Genomic DNA, 22,900 nt, shown 5'->3' on the forward strand with positions numbered 1-22,900 from the left:
AGATTTTGTAGCCCTGAATAAAGATAAAATTAGATAGATATTTTAATTAAAATATCTTATCTGGTTTTTGGTTTTTTATTTTTCTTGGAGGAGTTTTAATGCGTCTTTGCATGCGGCTACGGCTGGTGCTCCTGCTGTTATGAATATTACTTCCATTAGTTCCATTATTTCTTCTTTTGTTGCGCCGTTGTTTAATGCGCTTTTCATTTGGGCTTTTGTGCATGGTTCGCATTGTTTTGATGCTACTACTGCTAGTGCTACTAATATTTTTGTTTTGGCTGGTAGTGCGCCGTCTGTTAGTATTTTGTTGTTGCACATTCTGTAGCGTTTTAGGTTTTCTGGGTCTACGTCTTCGATTATTTTTAGTATTTGGGGGAGGAACCCGGTTTTTTGTTCTATGTCTGTTAATATTTCTTTAGGGTTTTCTTTATGTTCTGTCATTTATTTTCACCTATTGTTATTATTGTAGTTTGTTTTTTATGTATTTCGTTTTTTATTTCGTGTATTTTTTTTTGTTATGGTTTTTTTGTTGTTTTTTATGGGTATTGATGGTTTTTGGTGGTTTTTTTTGGAAAAAAATATATTGTTTGTTTTGTTATTTGTATTTGAGTGGTATGGTTAGTAAGACTGAGCGTGGGTATGATTTGGTTGCTCCTATTTATGAGTTTGCTGAGAGTCCTTTTGAAGTTCTTTATTTTAGGGATATGCGTGAAGATATTTTAGATATGGTTTCTGGTAGGGTTCTTGAAGTTGGTGTTGGAACTGGCCGTAATGTTCCTTTTTATCCATTGGATCTTGAGATAGTTGCTATTGATTTTAGTGAGAATATGATTAAGCGTGCTAGGCGGAAGGCTGTTAGTAGAGGTTTGAGTAATGTTAGTTTTTTTAAGATGGATGCTAGGAATCTTGTTTTTCAGGATGATTTTTTTGATACTGTTTTTTCTACTTTTGTTTTTTGTGCTTGTTCGGATCCATTAAGCGCTATTGAGGAGATGGTGCGTGTTTGTAAACCTGGGGGTCGGGTTTTGTTGTTGGAGCATACTGGGCCTGGTGGTTCGATTGGTAATCTATTTATAAGTAGTATTAATCCATTTATGCGGTTTTTTTTGGATGAAGATCTTAAGAAAAGATTGGATTTGGAGTCTTTAGAGAAGGGGTTTAACGTCGTTAAAAAGAGGGATGTTTTGGGGGATTATATTAAATTAATTGAGTTAAGTGGAAACCATTAAACTGTCTTTTTATTTTCTTGGTTTTTGTGGTTTCCGGTGGTTTTAGTTATTTGCGTTAGTTCCGTTGTTTCCATTGGATCCGTTTGAATTGTGTTTATCTAGGTATTTGAATAGGGGTTGTAGTGCTTCGTATAATTGCCATCCTTCGTCTGTGAGGATGTATCTTACTTCTGGGGGTGCTTTTGGTTTTACTTCTCTTGAGATTATTCCTTCTTGTTGTAGTTCTTTTAGTCTCATTGAGAGGGTTCTTGAATTTATGTTGCCCATTGAGTCTTTTTTTATTTCGTTGAATCTTTTGCCTTCTTCGACTCCTAGTATGTTTATTATGCACATTGTCCATTTTTTGTTGATTTTGTTTGATAGGTCTGATTTTGTACATATCATAAGTTCATTTTTTTGGGTTTTTTCTTTCATTTTATAAACACCTTGAATATAAGGATATTTTGTTTGTTTAGTTTTTTTTAATTAATTGGTTTAATTTTATTCTTAGATATATATGTTTTTGAACTGTATCTTATTTTTTATTTTTGTTTGTAAAAAAGGCTTTGAGGTTTTTAATTCTTCACGCCGTAAATTTAACTTAGTTATTTTTTACTTAACGATGTAAAGTTTAATTAAAACTGTTTTTATTGTGTTTAATATGTTTTATTATAACCTTCTTGATCGGTTTATTTAATATATAACTATATTTAACTATTTTTAATAAGAATTAATAGTCATTAAATTAACTAAACAGAATTTAAGGTTTCTGTGGAGCGTATTTTGTATTTTATAGGTCTTTTTTAATTGCTTTATTTAACGTTAAAGAGGTTTTGGTAACTTATTTTTAATTAAAAATCAATTTAATGGTAATTAAGCAATATAAGGAATTTGTCTAAATTTGAAAACCTAAGGTTGATAAAAACCTACTATAAAAAAACAATTAAATAATTATTTATTTAATTAAGAATAACTTGAATCATGCTTCAAAAAAAAACCTGGCAATAAAAACCAGGTTTAAACAGACCATTTCAAATTTTTTACTTATAGTAATTTAATTTCCGGTTTGCTATAAGTAAATTAGTTCTAAATTATTCCTTCATTAGTTCTAGTGCTCTTTTAGCTGCCTTAGTTGCATCAGCTGCGTATCCGTCTGCACCGAAATCTTCAACTACAGATTTTTCGTTCAGTGGTGCTCCACCTGCAAGTATTTTTACATCCGGCACCGTCTTTCTTGCATCTTCGACAATATCTTCAATTCCTAGCATTGTTGATGTCATCATTGCAGATACAGCTATTATGTCTGCATCTACTTCTTTTGCTTTTTCTGCGAACTGATTGTTTGGCACGTCTTTTCCGATATCAACTATCTCCATTCCACTTACGTCAAACATTAGTCTTACTAGGTTTTTACCGATGTCGTGTACGTCTCCTTCTGCTACTCCGATTACGACTTTTCCTTCGACTCCTAGGTCTTTAGCGTCAACATGTGGTTTTAGTATGTCGAGGCCTGCGTACAATGCTTCTGAGGACATTAGTAATTCTGGTACGAATTTCTCTCCTTCATCGAATAGGTCACCAGCTTCTGAGATACCGGATACTAGTCCATCCAGTATAGCTTCCATTGGCTCTACGCCTTCATCTAATGCTTTTTGAGCGGCTTCTTTCACTCTATCTTCGTCCATTTCAAGGACACCGTTATGTAGATCTTCCAGTATTTCTTCTTTAGACATATTATTCTCCTTTAAATTCTTTATTTTTTAAAGAAACCCGTGATAAGGTCTCTTAAATATAATGTATTTCATCAATAAAGCCTGTTTGTTTTAGGCTTTATTGATGGAAAATTCTATTTATGTTTTATTTATCCTATAATTTCATTTTGCATCTCTTCACCGTGCTCTAACATCACGTCAGTGATTGCGCCGATGTTATCGAACTTACCGTATGTTGGCGGTACCTCACATCCACTGTATATACCAAACTTAGAGGTACGGTCGTTTTCCTTTAAACTGGTTAGAACTTCTTCAAGAAGTCCTTTAACATGTTCCCTCATCTCCTTTGTATTGTAGTGATAGAAATGTTGTGGGTCGATTTGCCCTAGTAAAAGAGTGTCGTCTCCAAACTGTTCAATCATTCCAGGAATATCTGGGTTTTCACCTCTATCACCATAGTAGGCATAGCTGTAAGCCATTGGTTTCCATTCACTTATCTGGATATCGAACATTGCGGATTCAGCACAGTTGTGTTGTGTGAAAATTAAGTCCGATTTTTCGCATGCATCTACTACTTCACCACAGTATTCAGCTCCGAACTCTCGATACATATCAGGACTCATCATTCCTCTGTTTCCATGTAGTTCATCTAAACATATACCAGCTAATCCTTCAATACCTGCAAATCCTTCTTCAATGCACCTAACAACGTATTCCTGGGTTTTTTCCATAGCTTTTTTAACAGCATCAGGACATCGATATAAATCCATCAAGACCTGTTCCGTTCCGACTCTTTGAGTTAGTGTAGTGAATGGACCAGAAATGAAGGCAAAAATAGGTACATCCGGTAGTTCTTCTACTATCTGTTCGGTATAATCGACTCGCATTTGAATTGAGTCACCAATGCCATCTGGTACAACTATTTTTTCTTCGTAATCTTCAGCCTCCCAATCTGTGGGTGGGTAATGCATCGGCGTTTGGTTTTCTTTAAATATTAGCTCTGCACCAAAATCCTCAGCGGTTCTATGCATGTATGTCAAAGGAACTAGCCAGTCAAAATCGTATCGTTTAACAACTTCTATATTTCCTCTTGCCTGTAGTTCTGCACTTTTTGAGAAGGTTTCAAAGTCAGCTCCAACAAGCCGTCGATTCATTCCGCCTGCTATAGCGCTAAACGGAAGTCTGTCAACAGGTTCATCATTTGCAGCTGCAGTAACTCTCTCCATAGGGGTCATATCTTTTGGTATAAAAATTCCTCCAGAGTAAAAAAAGCGCCTGCCTTTATTAATAATTTTGGTTAAAAAAATACATCAACGTAAGGACATCATATTTAAATTGCAAACATACTGCATCTAATTAATGTAAAGATAAAAAAACAAAATCCTAAATATCTGTTCAACCAAAAATATGACAAAAACTATTACAACACACTAAATTCAGTAAAAACCTAATCAAAAATACAACTATAGAGTCTGTTAATATCTTTAATAATATTAATTTACTATAACTTGTTTTGGAATTATATGGGGTTTCAGGAAGAAATGGATATATTGTTATCTCTAAAGAAAACTAATATATTTATGGGTTTCTGGTTATTATGAATGAATTGAATGATATTGAAGAGGATTTTGAATTGGATGAAGGGGAAGGTGATTCAGATGAAGATTTATTTATGGTTTGCCCTGTATGTGGAAGTCCTTCAATCTATCAAGCTCTCGGTATGATTACTGGACAGCACTTTAAATGTCCAGAATGTAATTATTCAGGTTCTCTTGTGATTGAAGGTAATATGGAGATGGTGAAAGAAATAAGGGAGAAATATAGAAAAGATAATAAAAATGATAATAGAAAGGAGTAGTTGGGGGATTTAGTTTTTTATTGGTTTTTGTTTAGGAAAGATTCGAGGTCTATGATGTATTTACCGTCTTCGCCTATGGAGATGACTATTCCTTTTTCTTCAATCAGTGATTTTAGGTTGATTTCAAATGAACCGTCTCCCTTTATCCTTAAAGATTCAACATCGTCATCTCTTAGTTCTTCTTTATAGCCTTTTTTGTATCTTGAAGCTATTTTTTCTATTTCTTCAAGTTCTTTTAGGCTTATTTTTTCTCTCTTTCTCTCCCATGTGAACCCGCTTATATCTAGAAGTTCTTCCTTCTTTTCTTTTTCTTGTTTAGGTTCTTTTTGTAATTCTTCCCCTTCACTGTCTTCAATTGGCGGTGTCTCTCCTTTATCAAGTTGTTCTTCGGTTAAATACCTGAATCGGTTCCAGCTGCAGTTTGGACATCCTGAAAGGATTTCTTCAGAACCATTTGGATATATCTCCCGGCAACGAGTACATTCATGGGGCATCTTATTCAACCAAAAAACTTAATTTGTTTTTTTCAAGGTTAGTAACGCTTGTATTGTATCTTTATTCTTTTTGATCGTTCTAACTTGGTCTGCAGGGCCGATAACGGTTAGCCTTGTGATCTTTTTACCTAGTAGTTTGTCAAAGAATGATAGTTTACTACTGTCACCTGGGTAGGATTCTATTTCTATTCCATTGAATTCCTCTGGATCTATCTCTGTCATTGTTCGTTGGATTAGTTCTGCTTCTTCCTCCGGATCTAGACCTTTTTCTAGAATCAAGATCTGGCCCTCTCTAACCTTGTCTATTATGAAACGTAGTTTTTCGTTCATTGTCAGTGAAGATACTTTTTCTCCTGAAACTAATGTAATTTGGATTCCATTCATTTGATCACCCAAAATGGTTAATCATTGTATCATATAAACTGCTAACGTTTTCTCCCTCTATTGCAGATATCGGGACTACCGGATGGTTTGGAAATGCCTCTTCTATTTTTTCAGGGTCAGAATCCTCTTCATCGATTTTATTTGCCACAATTATGAATGGAATTTTCCTGGCCTCCATGTTCCCAATCATTGTAACGTTAACTTGATTATAGGGATCTAGTGTTGAATCCATTATTAATAGAATTGCATCTATGTCATCCAACCAGTTTATTGCGTCAATTACTCCTTTCGTTGCTTCTTTGGCTCTTCTTTTAGCCTCACCTTCATTAAGTTCAAAGTCTTGTATGAAGTCTTCGAAATCAATTTTAGTTGCTATTCCCGGTGTATCAAGTATATCTAGATTTAACGTAGCTCCATCTGACTTGATTTCAATACCTTTTTCAAGTCTTGCTTTCCTTGTTTCGTGCGGTATCTCTGAAACCGGACCTAATACATCTCCAGACCAATCTCTAACTATTTTATTGGCTAAAGTTGTTTTTCCAGCGTTTGGCGGCCCGTATAAACCTATCTTTGCATTTTCTTTATTGAACAGTTTCTTTAGATATCTAGATAGACTTCTTTTGTAAAACCAATCTAATAATCCCATATCCTCGACCCTCAAACTATCTCTCTAATATTCTATACACATTAATTAATTCTCTATATTTATATTGATTTAGATATCGTCACATCCACGTTTCCCTGAATAGGAAAAACGCACTTTATCTATTTATCCTTTTTTTTTCTAAAGGTTAAGAGACCTCTGATGATAAATGTCTTGAAGATATCACCAAATCTCAATAGGCAGTGTTAGTCGTTCCATCTCTCCAACTTACACGATATAGACATAGGTCATCACTAATAGATTACACACTACAATGGACCCACCAACATCACCGTCGTGAAAGGATTCTCCAAGGCCTTAATACCTTCCCATTTAGTTACAAGAGATCTGTACAGAAAACCTGCCCCAAGGTTATCGTGAACACAACATACAGAACTTGATTTAGAAACTAATAAAAATATTTGGGTGTGAAGTGACCTCTCCCTAAAGAGGAGAGGACTATACTGCTCTCTCTCAAACTTTCACTCTCTGTTAATCGTTTTTAGTTATTTCTTTATTTTTTGGTAATTTGTCAGTTATCCACTGCTGAAAAGATGGTTTTACTTGCTGTTACCGCTGTAATTATCTAATGTTTTAGTTTATCTATGTTTTTTTGGTTTTTTTCTAAAAAGGAAAACTATAATTGATTTAAACAAGATATATTCATTTGATTGGTGTCGGTAATGGAGACGAAGATTCCGGTTAAAGAGATAATGACGTTGGATGTTGTCACAGTTGATGTAGATGATGATGTCCAAAGTGCTGGTATTAAGATGGCGGACAAGAACATAGGTAGTGTGATTGTCGTTGATGACGGGACACCAGTGGGTATAATTACTGAAAAAGACCTTGTGCATAAAGTTTTAGCCAAAGGCTATTCTCCCGATGAATTAGTCGTTAAAGACGTTATGACTCGCCCTTTAGTTACTATTGAGAAGGAAGAGGAAATAAACACTGCGATACGGAAGATGCGGAAATTGAAGATTGAGCGATTGCCTGTGATTAGTGGGAAAGAACTTGTTGGGATTATAACTAGTAATGATATACTTTCTGTTTCACCTGAAATATTTGATATATTGAGTGAAGCCGCAGAAATTTATGGCTCCAACAAAATATATTCAGAAAATAAGGAGTGGGATACAACCGGTATATGTAATAGTTGTAATACTTTCTCAACAGAACTCGATTTAGTAGAGGGCGAATTGATTTGTGAACAGTGTCGGGATGAAGTTGAAGCCGGAGGCTATGGAGTATAATGAAAGTTAAAGAAGTTATGGATGAAACATCTCCTTTAAAAGTTAGAGAAGACGATTTTATAACTAATGCTAGACAGATTTTGAGAGACAACAAACTGAGAGCCGTTCCTGTACTTAATGACCTCGATAAGGTTTCAGGTGTGTTAACCAGAGATGGTGTTTTAAAGGTGACTTCAAACAAATCGAACGTAACAGTAAAAGGTTTCACTAAAAACATAGAGGTATTAACCCCTGAAAACAACGTAATTGAAGCAGCGAAAATAATCCTTAATTATAATATTGATTCCGTTCCAATCGTTAAAACAACATCAAATAAATCTCTGGTTGGTGTAATCAACATCCATGATGTTCTCAATGTAATTTCAGAAAACACAACAAATCCAGGACTCAAGGTAAATGAAATAATGAGTACCGATGTCGACACGGTAAACTATAATGAAGGGGTTTCTAGATGTTGGCTAAACATGTTAGATACAGGTCTCTCAGGGTTTCCAGTGATTAAAAACGATAGACTCATAGGTATAATAACAAAAGGAGACATCATTCAAGCCGGTTACGCTAGATTTAGTAGAGAGGGAAAAACTGGTGGTAGTTCAAGGAGAGAGGGAAAAACTGGTGGTAGTTCACGAGATAAAACAAAAATTAGTAAACTAATGTCAACACCAGTAATTACAGTATCGCCAAAAACACCGGTTTCCAATGCAGTTAACAAAATGAAAAACCATGGAATCGGTAGACTTCCCATTGTCGAAGAAGACAATTTAATTGGTATAGTAGATAGATACGATGTTCTTAAACCCTATCTGGGGTGATTAAAATAAGAAGAAATGTTAATAGAAACGAACAACATGACAATCAGTTTGTAAATAGATCCATGGACAGAGGGCCCGTAGAGTTTAAAACAAGGCTCTCGGATCAAGAAAGCGAGATTATTAGGATAGCTGGGAAAGATGTAGTAACGATACCAAGAACAATAACTATTATTGGTGCTGCTAAAACGATGACAAACTATGGATTTAGGAGGTTACCGGTAACAAACCCCGGAAACAACAAACTGGAAGGCATACTCACCAGCATGGATATAGTTAGATTCATGGGTGGTGGAGAAAGTTTCAAACTAATTAAAAACGGCCATTATGGAAACTTCCTTTCAGCTATAAATGAAAGCGTCAACCAGATAATGGAGAGCAAAGTGATATCAGTAGATGAAAAAGGTAGTTTAGAAGACGCTGTAAACAAAATGGTCTCAAGTGGTATAGGCGGAATACCTATAGTAGATAATGAAAACCGAGTTAAAGGAATTATAACCGAAAGAGACATCGTATCCCTTATATCGAAAATAGATATCGTTAAGGGCATTAAAGTCAAGGACATTATGACAAAAAAAGTTATAACAATACCACCAGACAGCTCAATCATGAATCTAACCACAACGATGGTTGAGCAAGGATTCAGAAGACTACCAATAATAGAAGACGGAATTTTAGTCGGCATTGTCACAGCAACAGATGTCCTTAGATATCTAGGAAACGGTGGCGTTTTCGACAAACTTGTAACCGGGGACATAAACGAAGTTCTCGATGTACCAGTTTCAGAAATAATGGTTTCAGATGTAGAAACCGGAAACAGTCAAGACCCATTAACAGATATAGCAAAAACTATGGCAAACGAAAACATTGGAAGCATTCCAATAATCGACAACAACAATCTAGAGGGAATCGTAACTGAAAACGATTTAGTAAGATCGATCATTGAGGTTCAAGAATGAACCTAATAGACCTTGTTTCAGCTCCAGTACACGCAGTAAGACCAGAAGAGACATTGTCACATGCAAAAAACATAATGATCAAAAAAGGAGTCAGTCGGCTAGTAGTTGTAAACGAAAACGAAAAACCAACCGGAATGCTAACAAAAACAGACATAAGCAAGGGATTAAGACAAGATGAACCTAAATGGAGAAGACGGCCAATAGACCAAATACAAGTAAAAAACTTCATGACCACCAATGTAATAACCTCAACCCCAAACAAATCCATAAAAGAAATCGCTGAAATAATGGTGGAAAACAACATAAGCGGTATCCCAATAATAGAAGAATCTGAAGAAAAAACAGAAAACAGAGAACTAATCGGTATTATAACCAAAAAAGACCTAATCGACTATTACGCAAACTCTGAAATCGATTCAAAAATATCCGAGATATACACACCAGACGTACTCACAATACATCGACACCATACCCTAAATAAAGCAGCTGAGGTAATGGAGTCAGAGCGGGTTAAAAGACTGGTTGTGGTTGAAGAAAACAAACGGCCCACAGGGATAATAACAATCAGCGACCTTACATTCGCAAACCAAAACCACCCTAGAAACGATGGTCTAGCAGGTAAAGAACTAAAGATGGCTCGAAAAGCATCAAAAGGTGGAGAAAAGAAATTAAGATCTATTTTAAAAGACATGTGGGTTGCTGAAGATGTTATGTCCAGCCCCCTAATAACAATAGAGCCTGAACAAAAAGCCATTGAAGCTGCTAGAGTTATGTCTGAAAAAGAAATAAGCGGCATTCCTGTCGTTAAAAATGAAGAATTATTAGGAATAATCACGAAAACCGACATCGTGGAAGACATAGGAGGTCAAAAATGACTAAAAAAATTAAAGACCTAATGAAAAAACCCGTTTCAATAGACAAAAACCAGCCATTGTCAGTAGCAATGGACAAAATGGATAAACATGGATTATACCAAATACCAGTCACCAACAACGGAATATACCACGGATCCCTAACATATAGAGACATAGCAAGAGAACTTGGTTCTGGAAGCAAATCAGAGAAACCAGCATCAAACCTTAAAGTCTCAACTGCATACCAAAAAACCAGCGCAACAGCCAGGGAAAACGACAGCCTAATCGAAACATTCTGTGCATTCGCATCAAGCAAAATATACACACTCTCCATCGTCAACGACAACAAAGTAACCGGAATAATAAGATCACAAGACCTCCTTAAAAATGTAGACACCCAGAAAACACTAAAAGAAACAAAAATCACCTCCAAAAACTATGAAATCCTAAAACCCGATGACCGAGTTGTACACGCAAGAAGAAAAATAATAGACAACAACTACAGTTGCCTACCAATCCTAGAACAAGATGAAGTAGCCGGATTAATAACACCAAAAGAAATCGCCATAGGCCTAAAAAAATTTAGAAAACTCGTTCCAGACAAAAAACAAGACTACAGAATAAGAAACCTACTAGTAAAAGACATAATGCAAGTAAACCCAACCAAAATCAATCCAAACAAAACAATCGAACAAATATCACAAAAAATGAATGAAAACGACGTAAGAGAAGCCGTAGTTCTAGAAGAACAACTTGAAGGAATAATAAACCACCTAGATATAATCAAATATTGGTGTGGTGATGAAAGATAACCTAACCAAAATAACAAAAAACAACCTAAAAATAACAGAAGAAAAAATCAAGAAAGGCCTTGAAAAACAAATAATAATCAAAGAAAAAAACCACTACCGGTTCAACAAAACCTGGAGCGGAATAGAACGAGGAACCTCAATATTCAGTGACGGCAGTGTGATACATGGTTTCCCCAAAATAAGGAGAGCCATGTTACTCAACCCAACAATAAAAAAACACTTCCCAAACGAAGTGATCATAGAAGAAAAAATGAATGGCTATAACGTGAGGGCTGCGATAACCGGCAATGAAATCGTAGGCTTAACACGTAGCGGACTTATATGTCCATATACCACAGCTAAAATTAAAGAAAAAATAGGGCCCGAGATATTTGAAGAAAACCCTGAACTAGTTCTATGTGGCGAGATGATCGGGCCCGACAATCCATACGTACCAAAAGACATCTACGACGTAGAGTCAGTAGACTTCGTTATCTTCGATATAATGAAAAAACAGAGTGGTAGTTTTCTTGACCTCAAACAAAGAAATAAATTGATTGATAAATATCAATTAAAAAACGTACGTAGTTTTGGAAAACACAAATCAAGTAAAGCACATAAAAAAGGATTTGAAATAATAAAAAAACTATCAAATGAAGGACGTGAAGGAATATTATTCAAAGACCCTGAACACAAAATACCTCCAATTAAATATACAACATCAATCAGTAATTGTAGTGACCTAAAGTTTGCATATAGGTATTATAACGATTATGGAAGTGATTTTGTACATTCAAGAGTTGTTAGAGAAGGTTTCCAGTCCTATGAGTGGGGTGAAAACGAACAACAACTTGAAGAAAGAGCCAAGAGACTAGGACACTCAATACTAAACTCAATAAAAAAAACAATTCAAGAAAAAAACAATGGAAAAAAAATAACAGAAGACATTTCAATAAAAATAAAAAAACTAAGAACCGCTGAAAAATTCAAAAAACACCTAGAAAAACAAGGGGTTGAGTTTGAAGTTAAAGATATCGAAGAACTAAAAGATGGATACAGAGTACAGATTTCAAAAGTAATGCGACCAACAAATGACAAAACAAAATCCCTACTAAAAGGAGACCTCTGGTAAAAACACCAAACAATATTTGGAGCGCAATAAATTGAAAGATAAATACAAAAAACTAATCAATCAAGCAAAACACTGCACAACCCCCATACGGACTGCAGAAAACGCATTAATAATATCACATATAGATGCAGATGGATTAACATCAGCAGCAATAGCCTCAAAAGCATTAAGTCGAGAAGGAATAAAACACAAAATCGAGTTCGTAAAAAGCCTTGAACCAAAAAAAATCAAAGAACTTGAAAAACAAAAACATGATTTAATATTTTTTACAGACCTAGGGTCAGGCCTTTCTCCAGAACTTAAAAAAATAGAGCCAGAAATAGTAATCTGCGATCACCACATACCTCAACACGCCCCAATAGAAGAAATATGGGAACTAAATCCACATCACGTAGGCATAGACGGTTCAACCGAACTATCCGGAGCCTCAACAACACTAACACTAGCCAAAGCATTAAACCAAAAAAACCAAGAACTATCAGACCTAGCGATTGTAGGAAGCGTTGGAGACATCCAAGACTCAACCGGAAAACTCATCGGTCCAAACAGAGAAATACTCAAACAAGCCCAAAAAAACAACATAATAAAAATAAAAAAAGACATACGGCTTTTTGGAAAACAAACAAGACCAATCCACAAACTACTTGAATACTCAAGCGATCCATACATCCCAACCATAACAGGGAAAGAAGAAAACTGTATCAAACTAATAAAAAACCAAGGAATACCACTAAAAGAAAACAACAAATGGAGAAGATGGATAGACCTCACTCAAAACGAAAAAAAAGCCATTGTTTCAAGCCTAATCAACAAAGCACTCGAAAAAGGTGTTTCAGAAAAAACAATAAACAGGCTTATTGGCGAAGTATACATACTAGAAAAAGAAGAACCTGGAACAGAACTACGAGACGCCAGCGAGTTTTCAACACTACTTAACGCAACAGCCAGATACAACCACTCAAAAACAGGCCTCCAACTATGCCTAGGAAAACGAAACGAAGTATACAAAAAAGCAAAAAAACTACTTCAAAACCACCGTAAAAACCTAGTAGACGGCATAAAATACATCGAACAAAAAAGCACTAAAAAAATGGATAATATCCAATACATAGATTGTGAAAACAAAATAAGAGACACAATCGTCGGAATAGTCGCCGGCATGGCACTAGGCTCAAACAAAATCGATAGAAACCTACCAATAATTGCTTTAGCCGACAAAGGCCAAGACAAAAAAATATCCGCAAGAACAACACAAAAAATGATAAACAAAGGAATAAACCTTGGAAAAGCAATGAACCAAGCCTCAGAAACCGTAGAAGGAAATGGAGGCGGCCACGACATAGCAGCAGGAGCAACAATCCCTAAAACCAAAACAAAACAATTTCTAAATGAACTAAATATTATAATAACCAACCAAATTAATAACTAAAAAAAAGGGAGACCGAAAATGGGTGGAAAAAAACCAATACTCGAAATATTATCCGACATACTCGAAATACACGGAATCAAACACACAAAAACAGAAGAAAAAATAACCTTCCAACAAAACGGTAAAAACGACATAATCATCTCAGAAGACATCATAGACTACCAAGAACTAAACAAAATACAAAAACAAACAAAAAACAAACCAATCGTAATCTCAATGAACGGATTCACAGAAGGAGCACTAGAACTATCAAAACTAAATAAAATAACACTATGGGACAGAAAAAAACTCCAAACAGAAATAGGTAAAGCCGTACTAACAGAACTCGATTTCAATGAAAAACTAGACCTAAAAACCCCCGAAAACATAGAGATCGCACAAAAAATAGACACAAAAGAAATAGAAAAAAACAACCAAGAAAAATCAAGCATACTAGACATACTAGAGTCAACACGCAACCCCCAAAAAAACCAAAACAAACCAAAAACACAAAAAACAACCGACAACGGAACAAAACCAAAAACACAACCAAAAAACCAAAACAAACCAAAAAAACCATCCAAAACAGAAGAACCAGAAAAACAAGAACCAGAAAAACAAGAACCAGAAAAACAAGAAAAACAAAATAATACCAAAAACACAACCAAAAAACCAAAACAAACCAAGAAACATGAAAAAGAACCATCCAAAACAGAAGAACCAGAAAAACAAGAAAAAAAAGAAATAACGAAATACTGTCTAGACATGAGAGTGAACAAAAAAGAAGCTTTAAAAAAATCTGGGATGGTCAAACCAATAAAAGCCTCAATAACACTAGAGCCATACTATAGATTCAAATACACAGTTGAAAACTCAGAATACCTAGACGAAATCGAAACAAGTCAAGAAAAAACAATATACGTCGACGGAGACACCGGAGAAATGGCAAACCTACCAAGAGAAAACAAAGTAGGAAAAAGACCAATACAAAAAGAAGAAGAAAAAAAATTCAAACCAAACTTAACACCCAATCAAGCAGAAAAACTAGCAATCGACCACATAAAAAAAGAAATGGTAAAAAGGGCAAGATACGGAGGAATCCGATACTCCACAGCAAAAAAATTCCACAGCGACTTCGATGAAAAAGACCAATTCAACATACAAATACAAGAAAAAACCCTAATATACAGACCAATCTGGAACGTAAAAACACAAAAAGGCCAGTTCACAGTAGACGCATCAGACGGAAAAGTAATATCCGGAACAATCGATGACGGCGTAATGTTCCTATAACCTACTCCTCTCCCTAAAGAAGAAAGATTTAAAGCCTAAAGCAAGATAAAAAAAACCCAGTAAAACCAGAAATCCAAAAACATTCCAAAAAACAAACCCCTAGACGACTATCTCTATAGTTTCATAAATCTATCGCCGAAAATATTTATCCTAAAGCAGGGCTAAGACCCTCTTCGTTCACGGAGGGGACTGCAGCCCGATAGTGAAAGTTAAGTAGTCTGAAATTAAATATTTGTTTGGCAGTTGGTTGGGAGTCTGCCTTTTAAACAAAAAGCAATCCCATAGTGTTTCAAGGGATACATACCTTGAGACCGACATCGAAAAGATGTTAGGTAAGCCCAATCCAGAACATTTGTGTTCTGAGAAAGGGTCTAGTGGTAGTGTGGAGCTACCAGAGATGAATAAGGGAACCACAACGAGTTAATATACAGGCGTTTGCCTTAATCCAAACTTCTCTCAAAGTTAAGTTTCCATGTTGATTAGGTGTATGAGACAAGCCTGATGTTATAGCAAACTCCCTGCTGGGATAAGGTCGCATGGAAGCCTCTCCTCTTTAGGGAAAGGTCACTTCACTTACTGTAGAAATAAGGGTATATGCCGAGGGGCCGTGGCCTAGTCAGGAAAGGCGACGGGCTCCAGCGGGATTTTGGTATGATGAACAACGGGTCGACCGAACCCCTACCTGACGAGGTGGGTAATGACGATCCGTTGGAGCACTGACCTGTGCCTGAAGAGACCCGTAAGTCGAGGGTTCAAATCCCTTCGGCCCCATACTTGGGAGAGACCACATACCTCTCCCATCTCTTAACCTTATAATAAAAAACTAAAAAACTTTTTTTAGATAAAAAAACTCAACTGATCAATTATATCTTATAGATTAAAACCAAATGATGAGTTCAATTATCACAATTTTTTTAATCAATTTTTCTTCACAATTAATGTTGAAAGGTTTAACGTGATATCCTCCTCTTTCTAAAGAGGAGAGGCCTATACTGCTCTCTCAAACTCTCACTCTCTGTTAAAACAGCTAACAGGTTTAATTGGTTTTTATTATAGTCTATCTAGAAGATTTGGTTATCGTAGTGGGTAGGTTTTATTCTCGGCGATATGGACATTCAGTTCTAGGACAGCCTTTACATGAGAAGATGTTTTCTATATCGATTATTTCTTTGCCAATTCCAAGGACGAATGAAAGTGATTTTTGTGGTGATATAGCGTTTGTTTCTTTTAATTCAACACCGATTTTATCTGCGTTAATATTATTGAATATAAATTCTTGGTTTTCAATTCCCCAATTTATTCTGCCACTTCCAGGTGGGACGACACGTGTGGTATTAAAACTATTTTTATTAGCTTTTTCTTTAATCTCCAACGCTACTTTGCGAAGTGCATTGTCTAAAGCTATGTTTTCCAAAGCATCGCATACAAGCAGTTCTAAACTCATTCTTTCTTTGCCTGAATCTACGTCTAACCGAATAGGGTTTTGATATATCTCTTTACCAATAGTAACTGCTCCAACAGCAAGGTATTCAGAGTCTAATAGGCCAGTTGGTGGGGAGTAGTTTTCAATACCACTATTTTTCTTTAAAATTATTTTTTGAGTGGAACGAGGTTTTGTATATGAGAGAACCTTGTCCTTATTGTCGTAAATTATTTCTCGAACCTTCTCTCTGGTTTCATCGTTCTGCGCCCATTTCGTAAATGGTGGACCCATAACTACTTCATCAACATCGATTTCTATATCAATCTCACTATAAATTTCATCCAAACTAAAATCTAGAGACAACCTACAACACCACATTATTAATTGGAAAAAATAAGTGATATAATCTACCCAAAAAATTAACCAATCGATCTTTAGTCCAACTTTATCAGAATTTTAGATATCTATTGTTTTTAGGTCAGAATTTGTTATAGAGTATTACTATCTTTTTTTAGTGTATGTTCGAGTAAAAATAAAACACTCAGAGGATTAATTTGTATTTGGTGGTTTTTTGAATAATGAAACTGTTTTTTTAAATGATGTTTCAAATAGAATTGGTGAAGAAACTCCTTCCTCTGACATATATATTAAAAAACCTGACACTTTAATCGACACTGGCATGGATGGCGATCTAATTTATAACTTGCTTATGGAAATGGGGTTGGAGGATGAAATAAATTATATTATATTGACTCACTGTCATTATGATCATTCAGGGGGGGCAAAAAAACTTCGAGAGTTAACTGATGCTAAAATAGCTATTCATAGAAATGGATATAGTTCTTTAAGTGAGGGTGATGGTTTAAAAACTGCATCATCTTTGTTCGGAACAAAACTCGATTCATTTGAACCGGATATATCGTTAAATGAAGATGACGTAATTAGTGGGTTAAAAGTTATACACACACCTGGCCATACAGATGATAGTATATGTCTATATGACACGGAAACTAAAGAGTTGTTCACTGGAGACACAGTATTTTCAAATGGACGGCCTGGACGTTCAGACCTAAAAACAGGGAACACAAAACAATTAATCCAGTCATTGGAAAAAATACAGAAACTAGATATAAAAAAGATTTACACTGGACATGGCGGACCTGGAAAACCAGAAGCAATTGAAAAGGCGATTAAATACTTAAAAACAGCTTATATCTAAAACATTAAGATGAGAACCAATGAACTAGACAAAAAGGGAGTTTACAATTTAATATTGAGAGTTGAGGACAAAGAAATTAAGGTAGGAGCACTTGGAGAGAAAAAATTTAATGGCATATACATTTATGTTGGCTCAGCGTTAGGTCCTGGAGGTCTTAAAAGAATAAAAAGACATATAGAAGTTGGTTTAGGTAAAAGAGATGTGGAGCGATGGCATATTGATTACCTACTTAAGGAGGCAGAGTTAATAGGGTATGTTTATTCGCATACAAATCGAGAGGTTGAATGCGATATAGCTAGAGAACTAAACCAGAACGATAAAACCATAGATTTTGGATGTAGCGACTGTAAATGCGAAAGCCATTTATTCAGAATTAAAAAACTCCATAATGGATTAAATAAAATAAAAAAAGCATACATAAATAATAGCCTTCAACCAAAAATCAAATTACTGGATGATGAGATATAGCATGAATAAAAAAATTGAGGAAGTAAGTAAACGGAAAAAAGAAAAAAACAAAGTAAAGGATTACATGACAACCGATGTTGTAATCGTTGAACCCGAAGACACAGTTAATGAAATAGTTGAAATGATTAATCAAACCGGACACGATGGATTTCCAGTAGTTGAAAGAGGAGAGGTAAAAGGATATATCTGTGCAAAACACCTCCTCCTGAAAGAAAAAACCGAGCCAGCATACAAACTAATGTCAGAAGATGTGACGCTAGCTTACAAAGAAATGGACGTTGAAGATGCCGCAAGACTAATGTTCAGAGAGGGAGTCTCAAAACTACCAGTAGTCCGTGAAACAGGCAGAATGATTGGAATCATTTCAAATACAGATGTAATAAGATCACAGATAGAGAGAGCAGATTCAGACAAGATATACAACCTCAAAAAAACACTTGAAGACATACATGGATTAGATGTCAAAATAACGAAAGGATACGTAGAAATCGATGAATTAATACCAACACAACGAATGATACACAACGATGAACTGAAAGGCAGGATGTACGAAATGAGAAAAGGACTGGCAGAACCAATAATAGTGGTTGAGAAACCAAGAAAAACAATACTAGTAGATGGTCATCATCGAGCAGTAGCATCAAAAAAACTTGGAATAAAAGAAATAGAAGCACATAAACTAAAAATAGACACTGACAAAGAAATCGGTCTGGAAAAAATACCTACAAGTAGTGGAATAAAAACATTAAGCCAAATAGAAATAATCGACTACCCACCACACCCCTTAGTAAAACTCACAAAGATGTATGGCGAGAAAAAAAATAAAAACAACGATCTAAAATGAATCTAGAAATCCTACAAGAAATAAAAAACGTAATTGAGGACCGTAAAAAAAACCCGAAAAAAGACTCCTACGTAAACCAACTTCTAAAAAACGAAGACAAGATACTTGAAAAAATTGGAGAAGAATCAACTGAATTAATAATATCAACAAAAAACATCAACCAAAAAAACGGGAAACAAGAATTTATACATGAAGCCGCAGACCTAATATTCCACACCATATTACTATGCCAATCCCAAAACATCGACTTCAATGAAGTATTAAAAGAACTAGAAAAAAGAAGAAGATAAAGTATCTCTAGACAATGTCTTAAAAACTCAATTCCTTCTTTTTGTCTATAGAGTTTAAGAGAAGTTAAAGGGAACCAATCTCCTTAAGATATCTCTCATTGTTATTATACCTGTAGGTTCATCGTCTTCTACTACCAAAAGACGACTGATATCGTGTTCATCCAGCTTAACCATAGCGTCATCCAAAAAGCTTTCTCCTGAAATAGATATAATATCCTTGGTCATAACTTCATTTACCTTAACTTCAACTCTTCCTTCACCAAAAGCTTTTGCTATATCGGTTAAAGTAACCATTCCAACTATCTCAGAGCCTTTAGTTACTGGAGCGCCTTTAATATTATTTTCATACATCTTTGCAGTTGCTTTCTGAACCGATTCATCAAAATCTAAAGTAATTAAGTTATTTGAAGAAATCTCCCTAACAGGTATACGTGGGATGGAATGTATCTCTTTAATCTTAATTATAAGTTTATTATCTAAATCATCCCTGCCAGCGACCTCACCACGAATCAACATCTTATTAACTGGAGTAGGCCCAATCTGAATCTCTTCACCACCCTCAAAAGACTTAATATCTCCAAGAATACGTATTGTAGCCTTACATTGATCAGGTTGTGGTAACGTGGTTAAATCAATCTCAGTTGCTGTGGCTCCCTCAATCTTATCTCCACCAAGAAAAATCTGTACAGGCTCACCTTCGTCAAAACTCTCATAATCAAGAGCTTTATAAGCCCCAGAAGTAGGTTTATACCCACCTTTAGGGCCAGGAACACCCTCAATTAACTCCAATGCCTTAAGAGACTGCATTTGGTTTCTAATAGTACCTGGATTCCTATTAATAGCAGAAGCAACCTTCTCCCCTTTCACAGCAGACTTTTCCTTTTGATATAGATTTATCAAGGCATTTAGAATTTCACATTGAGTCGGAGTTAATTCCATAATAATCACATCCAAAACTGGTATAAAACAGGTTTGAACTCAAAAAACCCTTTTTTTAAGTCTCCAAACAACCCATACCAGAATTCCTAATGACTATTAGTAATCAATTATTATTAAGGTTTTTGACACTAAAACTATACAACAAAACACAAAAAACCCAAACAAAAACTGGAGAACAAAAAATGTATAAAGAAAAAGACGTCATAATAGCCGGAAAAAAACAAAAAAAGAAAATACCAATAGAAGAACCAACCTCACTATTCATAAATGGTAAACACTTCAAAACATTCATGATCACTCCAGAAATGAAAAAAGAATTCACAATAGGACACCTAATATGCGAAGGCCTAGTATCCAAACCAAAAGAAATAGAATCAATAGACATTGAAGGAAATGAAATAAACGCAATACTAAAAGGATACAAACAACAACCAAGCCAAGGACTAATCGTAAGTGGGTGTGGCGGAGGAACAAACTACCTAGACGAAGAAAACCTACCAAAAATCAAAAACACAAAAAAATTCAACCTAAAACAAATAAACCAATTCATGATAGAAGTACTGGAAACAGGAAAAAGCAGCGGACTACACAGCAGTGGAATAAAATCCCAAACACAAAACTTCCAAAAAATCATCAAAGACATAGGACGACACAACACAATAGACAAAATAGTCGGTGCAGCAATAAAACAAAAAATCAACCTAAAAAACTGTTATATAGTATCAACAGGCAGAATGTCATCAGACATGGCCCTAAAATGCGCAAAAGCCGGAATACCAATAGCAGGATCACATAGATCACTAACCACCCTAGCAATAGAAATCGGAGAAAAAACCAACCTCACAATACTAGGAAAACTAAGCAAACCCAAAAAAACAGAAATATACACAAACCCAAACCAAATCAAATAAAAAAGACCAAAAAAGTCTACAAAAAAAACACAAAAACCTATTCCACCTCTTAAAAAATAAATTTACTACTAAAAATCCTCTCTCTATCAAAATACAGTATTTTAGATCAATATATCCACCTGTACTTAACACTCTTGAACCCAGCTTTAAACATAAAAAAGACACATACCAAAGCTGACATGAACCCATTGAATATATACCAAACCTTGTTTAATATTTAGTTAAAGAGGTATTTGATTAAAGATTTTCTATATTCCTTCTTTCTTTTAGCGTTTAAAGGTTTTTAGTTTATTGTTCTCTTAGGTGGGTTCATGAATAGCGTTATAAAAGTTAAAAATTTGGTTAAAAAATTCAATGGAATTAAAGCAGTTGACAATGTTTCTTTTGATATAAAGACTAACGAGGTTTTTGGTTTCTTAGGACCAAATGGAGCTGGTAAAACTACAACTATCCGTATCCTAACTGGCGTTTTAGCTCCAGATGATGGTGAGGTGGAGTTTAATGGAGTTGATGTCTCTAAAAATAAAATAAAAATGAAAGAAAAAATAGGGGTCGCACCTGAAATCTCTAATGCATATTCTGAATTATCAGGTTTCCAAAATCTTGTTTTAACAGGCCAGCTTTATGGCCTGTCCAAAAAAGAATGTATTGATAGATCAAAAAAATTAATAAAAGAGTTTGGGTTAACCGAACATTCAGATGCTTTATTTAAAAACTATAGTAAAGGCCTAAAACGTAGATTGATTCTAGCGATGTCGTTAATAAATAACCCAACCATTCTTTTTCTAGATGAACCCACATCTGGATTGGATGTAAAAAGTAAACGATTTATCCATAATAAAATTAAAGAGATTAATGACAAAGGTGTCACTGTTTTTTTAACCACCCACAATATCTTAGAGGCCGATCAACTATGTGACAGAGTCGCTATAATCAATAATAACCTGATTGTTGTTGAACGGCCTGAAATACTTAAAAACAAAATTGAAGAAACAAAATCAATTATAGTTTCTTTTAGTAGTAAACTAGATAAAAATCTCCTTACTCAATCTCAAAATGCCTTAAAGGTTACTAAAGTCGGTGATAAATATAGGGTTTACTCTAACAACATTGATGGTTTGATAAGAGAAGTAATCGAGTTAACCGAGCAAAAAGAAATTGAAATTGTTTCTCTAGACACCAAAGGCCCTAGTTTAGAAGATGTTTTCCAGAAATTCACGGAAGGAGGAAGCCAATGAATTTTGATATTTTCAAAAAAACGACTCCATTAATAAATAAAAATCTCCGTATTTATTATTGCAAGGGCCCCGTAGTTATTTTTGGAATATTAGTACCAATGTTCTTCTTCCTGGCTTTCAGTTTAGGAAGAGATATGACAACTGTTTTCTTTGCAAGTGGAATAATAGGAATGACTCTATGGTTTACTGCTACATCAGTTAGCCCAGTGATAACGCCTTGGGAAACCCGAGAAAAAACATTGGAACGACTATTAACAATGCCAATAACAGTAAGAAGCATAATTCTGGCAGATATCATATCTTCCTCTATCCTAGGAATATTGATAACCGGTGCAGCAATCATATTTATAGCAATATTTATGGATATCGTGATCTATAACCCAATAGTTCTATTTCTTGCTTTAATTCCATCAGCTTTTTGCTACTCTGCTATAGGCTCGTTAATGAGTGCTTATCCAACAGACAAGACATCTGACGTGATGATGGTGGCTACATTAATAAAATTCCCCATAATATTCGTCAGCGGGATATTCATACCAATAGAAGAACTACCAACAGCAGGACTTGCAATAGCCTACCTTTCCCCATTAACATACTTTGTGGAAACAATAAAAAACGTATTAACAGGCTCCAGCGCTATCCCAGAACTAATATTGATATGGATACTTGCAATCATATTTACAATAATAGCAATAAAAACACATAAAAAAACGATCCCAAAAAGAATCTAAAAAACAATGATAAATAAACATCAAGGCAAACAAAGA

26 protein-coding genes and 1 tRNA gene are annotated in these 22,900 nt (G+C 35.1%); 18 read left to right on the forward strand and 9 right to left on the reverse strand.

The genetic code is table 11. The features are described 5' to 3' along the window. Positions 1-75 precede the first annotated feature (75 nt). The gene (locus tag QEN48_RS05930) at positions 76-441 is read right to left on the reverse strand and encodes a carboxymuconolactone decarboxylase family protein (RefSeq protein ID WP_280107982.1); all 366 of its coding nucleotides are present in this window, start codon (positions 439-441) and stop codon (positions 76-78) included. Between the two features lie 173 nt (positions 442-614). On the opposite strand from QEN48_RS05930, the gene QEN48_RS05935 reads away from it, so the two are divergent. After that, the gene (locus QEN48_RS05935; protein WP_280107983.1) at positions 615-1,229 is read left to right on the forward strand and encodes a class I SAM-dependent methyltransferase; all 615 of its coding nucleotides are present in this window, start codon (positions 615-617) and stop codon (positions 1,227-1,229) included. A 42-nt stretch (positions 1,230-1,271) separates the two neighbouring features. On the opposite strand, the gene QEN48_RS05940 is transcribed toward QEN48_RS05935, so the two are convergent. From QEN48_RS05940 to QEN48_RS05950, 3 genes are all read right to left on the reverse strand, one after another. Beyond that, a complete protein-coding gene (locus QEN48_RS05940) occupies positions 1,272-1,643 on the reverse strand; it encodes a helix-turn-helix domain-containing protein (protein ID WP_280107984.1) in 372 nt (123 codons plus the stop codon). Between the two features lie 656 nt (positions 1,644-2,299). Continuing rightward, positions 2,300-2,941: a cobalamin-dependent protein gene (locus tag QEN48_RS05945; protein WP_280107985.1), complete on the reverse strand. Its 642-nt coding sequence runs from the start codon at positions 2,939-2,941 to the stop codon at positions 2,300-2,302. Between the two features lie 128 nt (positions 2,942-3,069). Beyond that, positions 3,070-4,155, reverse strand: a complete 1,086-nt coding sequence (locus QEN48_RS05950) for a uroporphyrinogen decarboxylase family protein (RefSeq protein ID WP_280107986.1) — start codon at positions 4,153-4,155, stop codon at positions 3,070-3,072. A gap of 362 nt (positions 4,156-4,517) precedes the next feature. Here QEN48_RS05950 and QEN48_RS05955 point away from each other — a divergent pair, with 362 nt between their 5' ends. Beyond that, complete coding sequence (locus tag QEN48_RS05955) at positions 4,518-4,778, forward strand: hypothetical protein (RefSeq protein WP_280107987.1); 261 nt, start codon at positions 4,518-4,520, stop codon at positions 4,776-4,778. A gap of 17 nt (positions 4,779-4,795) precedes the next feature. Here the strand turns inward: QEN48_RS05955 and QEN48_RS05960 are convergent, their stop codons facing one another. The 3 genes from QEN48_RS05960 to QEN48_RS05970 are packed head-to-tail and all read right to left on the reverse strand — an operon-like array spanning position 4,796 to position 6,302. Next, positions 4,796-5,272 carry a Zn-ribbon containing protein gene (locus QEN48_RS05960; protein WP_280107988.1) on the reverse strand — a complete coding sequence of 159 codons (477 nt, stop codon included), beginning with the start codon at positions 5,270-5,272 and terminating at the stop codon, positions 4,796-4,798. An 18-nt stretch (positions 5,273-5,290) separates the two neighbouring features. Continuing rightward, positions 5,291-5,656 (reverse strand): DUF2073 domain-containing protein, encoded by a 366-nt coding sequence (locus QEN48_RS05965; protein ID WP_280107989.1) that lies wholly within the window; start codon positions 5,654-5,656, stop codon positions 5,291-5,293. A gap of 4 nt (positions 5,657-5,660) precedes the next feature. Further along, on the reverse strand, positions 5,661-6,302 hold the full coding sequence (locus tag QEN48_RS05970; protein WP_280107990.1) for an Era-like GTP-binding protein: 642 nt from the start codon (positions 6,300-6,302) through the stop codon (positions 5,661-5,663). Positions 6,303-6,982: 680 nt separating this feature from the next. On the opposite strand from QEN48_RS05970, the gene QEN48_RS05975 reads away from it, so the two are divergent. The 9 genes from QEN48_RS05975 (at position 6,983) to QEN48_RS06015 (ending at position 15,572) form a co-directional block, all read left to right on the forward strand. Next, positions 6,983-7,555 (forward strand): CBS domain-containing protein, encoded by a 573-nt coding sequence (locus QEN48_RS05975; protein WP_280107991.1) that lies wholly within the window; start codon positions 6,983-6,985, stop codon positions 7,553-7,555. Then, positions 7,555-8,367: a CBS domain-containing protein gene (locus QEN48_RS05980; protein WP_280107992.1), complete on the forward strand. Its 813-nt coding sequence runs from the start codon at positions 7,555-7,557 to the stop codon at positions 8,365-8,367. Before QEN48_RS05975 ends, QEN48_RS05980 begins: the two co-directional genes overlap by 1 nt. Before the next feature lie 62 nt (positions 8,368-8,429). Further along, complete coding sequence (locus QEN48_RS05985) at positions 8,430-9,323, forward strand: CBS domain-containing protein (RefSeq protein ID WP_280107993.1); 894 nt, start codon at positions 8,430-8,432, stop codon at positions 9,321-9,323. Continuing rightward, a complete protein-coding gene (locus QEN48_RS05990; protein ID WP_280107994.1) occupies positions 9,320-10,198 on the forward strand; it encodes a CBS domain-containing protein in 879 nt (292 codons plus the stop codon). Before QEN48_RS05985 ends, QEN48_RS05990 begins: the two co-directional genes overlap by 4 nt. After that, positions 10,195-10,989, forward strand: coding sequence for a CBS domain-containing protein (locus QEN48_RS05995; RefSeq protein ID WP_280107995.1), 795 nt, complete (start codon positions 10,195-10,197; stop codon positions 10,987-10,989). The genes QEN48_RS05990 and QEN48_RS05995 overlap by 4 nt, the downstream gene beginning before the upstream one ends. Beyond that, positions 10,979-12,100: an RNA ligase gene (locus tag QEN48_RS06000; RefSeq protein WP_280107996.1), complete on the forward strand. Its 1,122-nt coding sequence runs from the start codon at positions 10,979-10,981 to the stop codon at positions 12,098-12,100. The genes QEN48_RS05995 and QEN48_RS06000 overlap by 11 nt, the downstream gene beginning before the upstream one ends. A 31-nt stretch (positions 12,101-12,131) precedes the next feature. Further along, positions 12,132-13,529, forward strand: a complete 1,398-nt coding sequence (locus QEN48_RS06005; protein ID WP_280107997.1) for a DHH family phosphoesterase — start codon at positions 12,132-12,134, stop codon at positions 13,527-13,529. Positions 13,530-13,547: 18 nt separating this feature from the next. Then, positions 13,548-14,801 (forward strand): hypothetical protein, encoded by a 1,254-nt coding sequence (locus QEN48_RS06010; protein ID WP_280107998.1) that lies wholly within the window; start codon positions 13,548-13,550, stop codon positions 14,799-14,801. 601 nt (positions 14,802-15,402) lie between these two features. Further along, positions 15,403-15,572: transfer RNA gene (locus tag QEN48_RS06015), tRNA-Trp, on the forward strand. Positions 15,573-15,894: 322 nt separating this feature from the next. Here the strand turns inward: QEN48_RS06015 and QEN48_RS06020 are convergent. Then, complete coding sequence (locus QEN48_RS06020) at positions 15,895-16,587, reverse strand: hypothetical protein (protein ID WP_280107999.1); 693 nt, start codon at positions 16,585-16,587, stop codon at positions 15,895-15,897. 208 nt (positions 16,588-16,795) lie between these two features. Between QEN48_RS06020 and QEN48_RS06025 the strand changes: the two genes are divergently transcribed. Genes QEN48_RS06025 through hisE form a run of 4 tightly spaced genes read left to right on the forward strand, consistent with a single transcriptional unit; the run spans position 16,796 to position 19,045 of the window. After that, complete coding sequence (locus QEN48_RS06025; protein WP_280108000.1) at positions 16,796-17,443, forward strand: MBL fold metallo-hydrolase; 648 nt, start codon at positions 16,796-16,798, stop codon at positions 17,441-17,443. A gap of 54 nt (positions 17,444-17,497) precedes the next feature. Then, a complete protein-coding gene (locus tag QEN48_RS06030) occupies positions 17,498-17,911 on the forward strand; it encodes a DUF123 domain-containing protein (protein WP_280108001.1) in 414 nt (137 codons plus the stop codon). A 1-nt stretch (position 17,912) separates the two neighbouring features. After that, a complete protein-coding gene (locus QEN48_RS06035) occupies positions 17,913-18,755 on the forward strand; it encodes a CBS domain-containing protein (protein WP_280108002.1) in 843 nt (280 codons plus the stop codon). Continuing rightward, a complete protein-coding gene (hisE, locus tag QEN48_RS06040; protein WP_280108003.1) occupies positions 18,752-19,045 on the forward strand; it encodes a phosphoribosyl-ATP diphosphatase in 294 nt (97 codons plus the stop codon). Before QEN48_RS06035 ends, hisE begins: the two co-directional genes overlap by 4 nt. A gap of 54 nt (positions 19,046-19,099) precedes the next feature. Here the strand turns inward: hisE and QEN48_RS06045 are convergent, their stop codons facing one another. Then, positions 19,100-19,984 (reverse strand): CBS domain-containing protein, encoded by an 885-nt coding sequence (locus QEN48_RS06045; RefSeq protein WP_280108004.1) that lies wholly within the window; start codon positions 19,982-19,984, stop codon positions 19,100-19,102. Between the two features lie 89 nt (positions 19,985-20,073). On the opposite strand from QEN48_RS06045, the gene fdhD reads away from it, so the two are divergent. The 3 genes from fdhD to QEN48_RS06060 all read left to right on the forward strand — a co-directional run bounded on the left by fdhD (position 20,074) and on the right by QEN48_RS06060 (position 22,864). Continuing rightward, entirely contained in the window at positions 20,074-20,895 is an 822-nt protein-coding gene (gene fdhD / locus QEN48_RS06050; RefSeq protein ID WP_280108005.1) for a formate dehydrogenase accessory sulfurtransferase FdhD, read from the forward strand. 311 nt (positions 20,896-21,206) lie between these two features. Further along, positions 21,207-22,133, forward strand: a complete 927-nt coding sequence (locus tag QEN48_RS06055; RefSeq protein WP_280108006.1) for an ATP-binding cassette domain-containing protein — start codon at positions 21,207-21,209, stop codon at positions 22,131-22,133. Continuing rightward, the gene (locus tag QEN48_RS06060) at positions 22,130-22,864 is read left to right on the forward strand and encodes an ABC transporter permease (RefSeq protein ID WP_280108007.1); all 735 of its coding nucleotides are present in this window, start codon (positions 22,130-22,132) and stop codon (positions 22,862-22,864) included. Before QEN48_RS06055 ends, QEN48_RS06060 begins: the two co-directional genes overlap by 4 nt. Positions 22,865-22,900: the final 36 nt, after the last annotated feature.

Source organism: Methanonatronarchaeum sp. AMET-Sl (assembly GCF_029854155.1).
Lineage (GTDB): Archaea > Halobacteriota > Methanonatronarchaeia > Methanonatronarchaeales > Methanonatronarchaeaceae > Methanonatronarchaeum.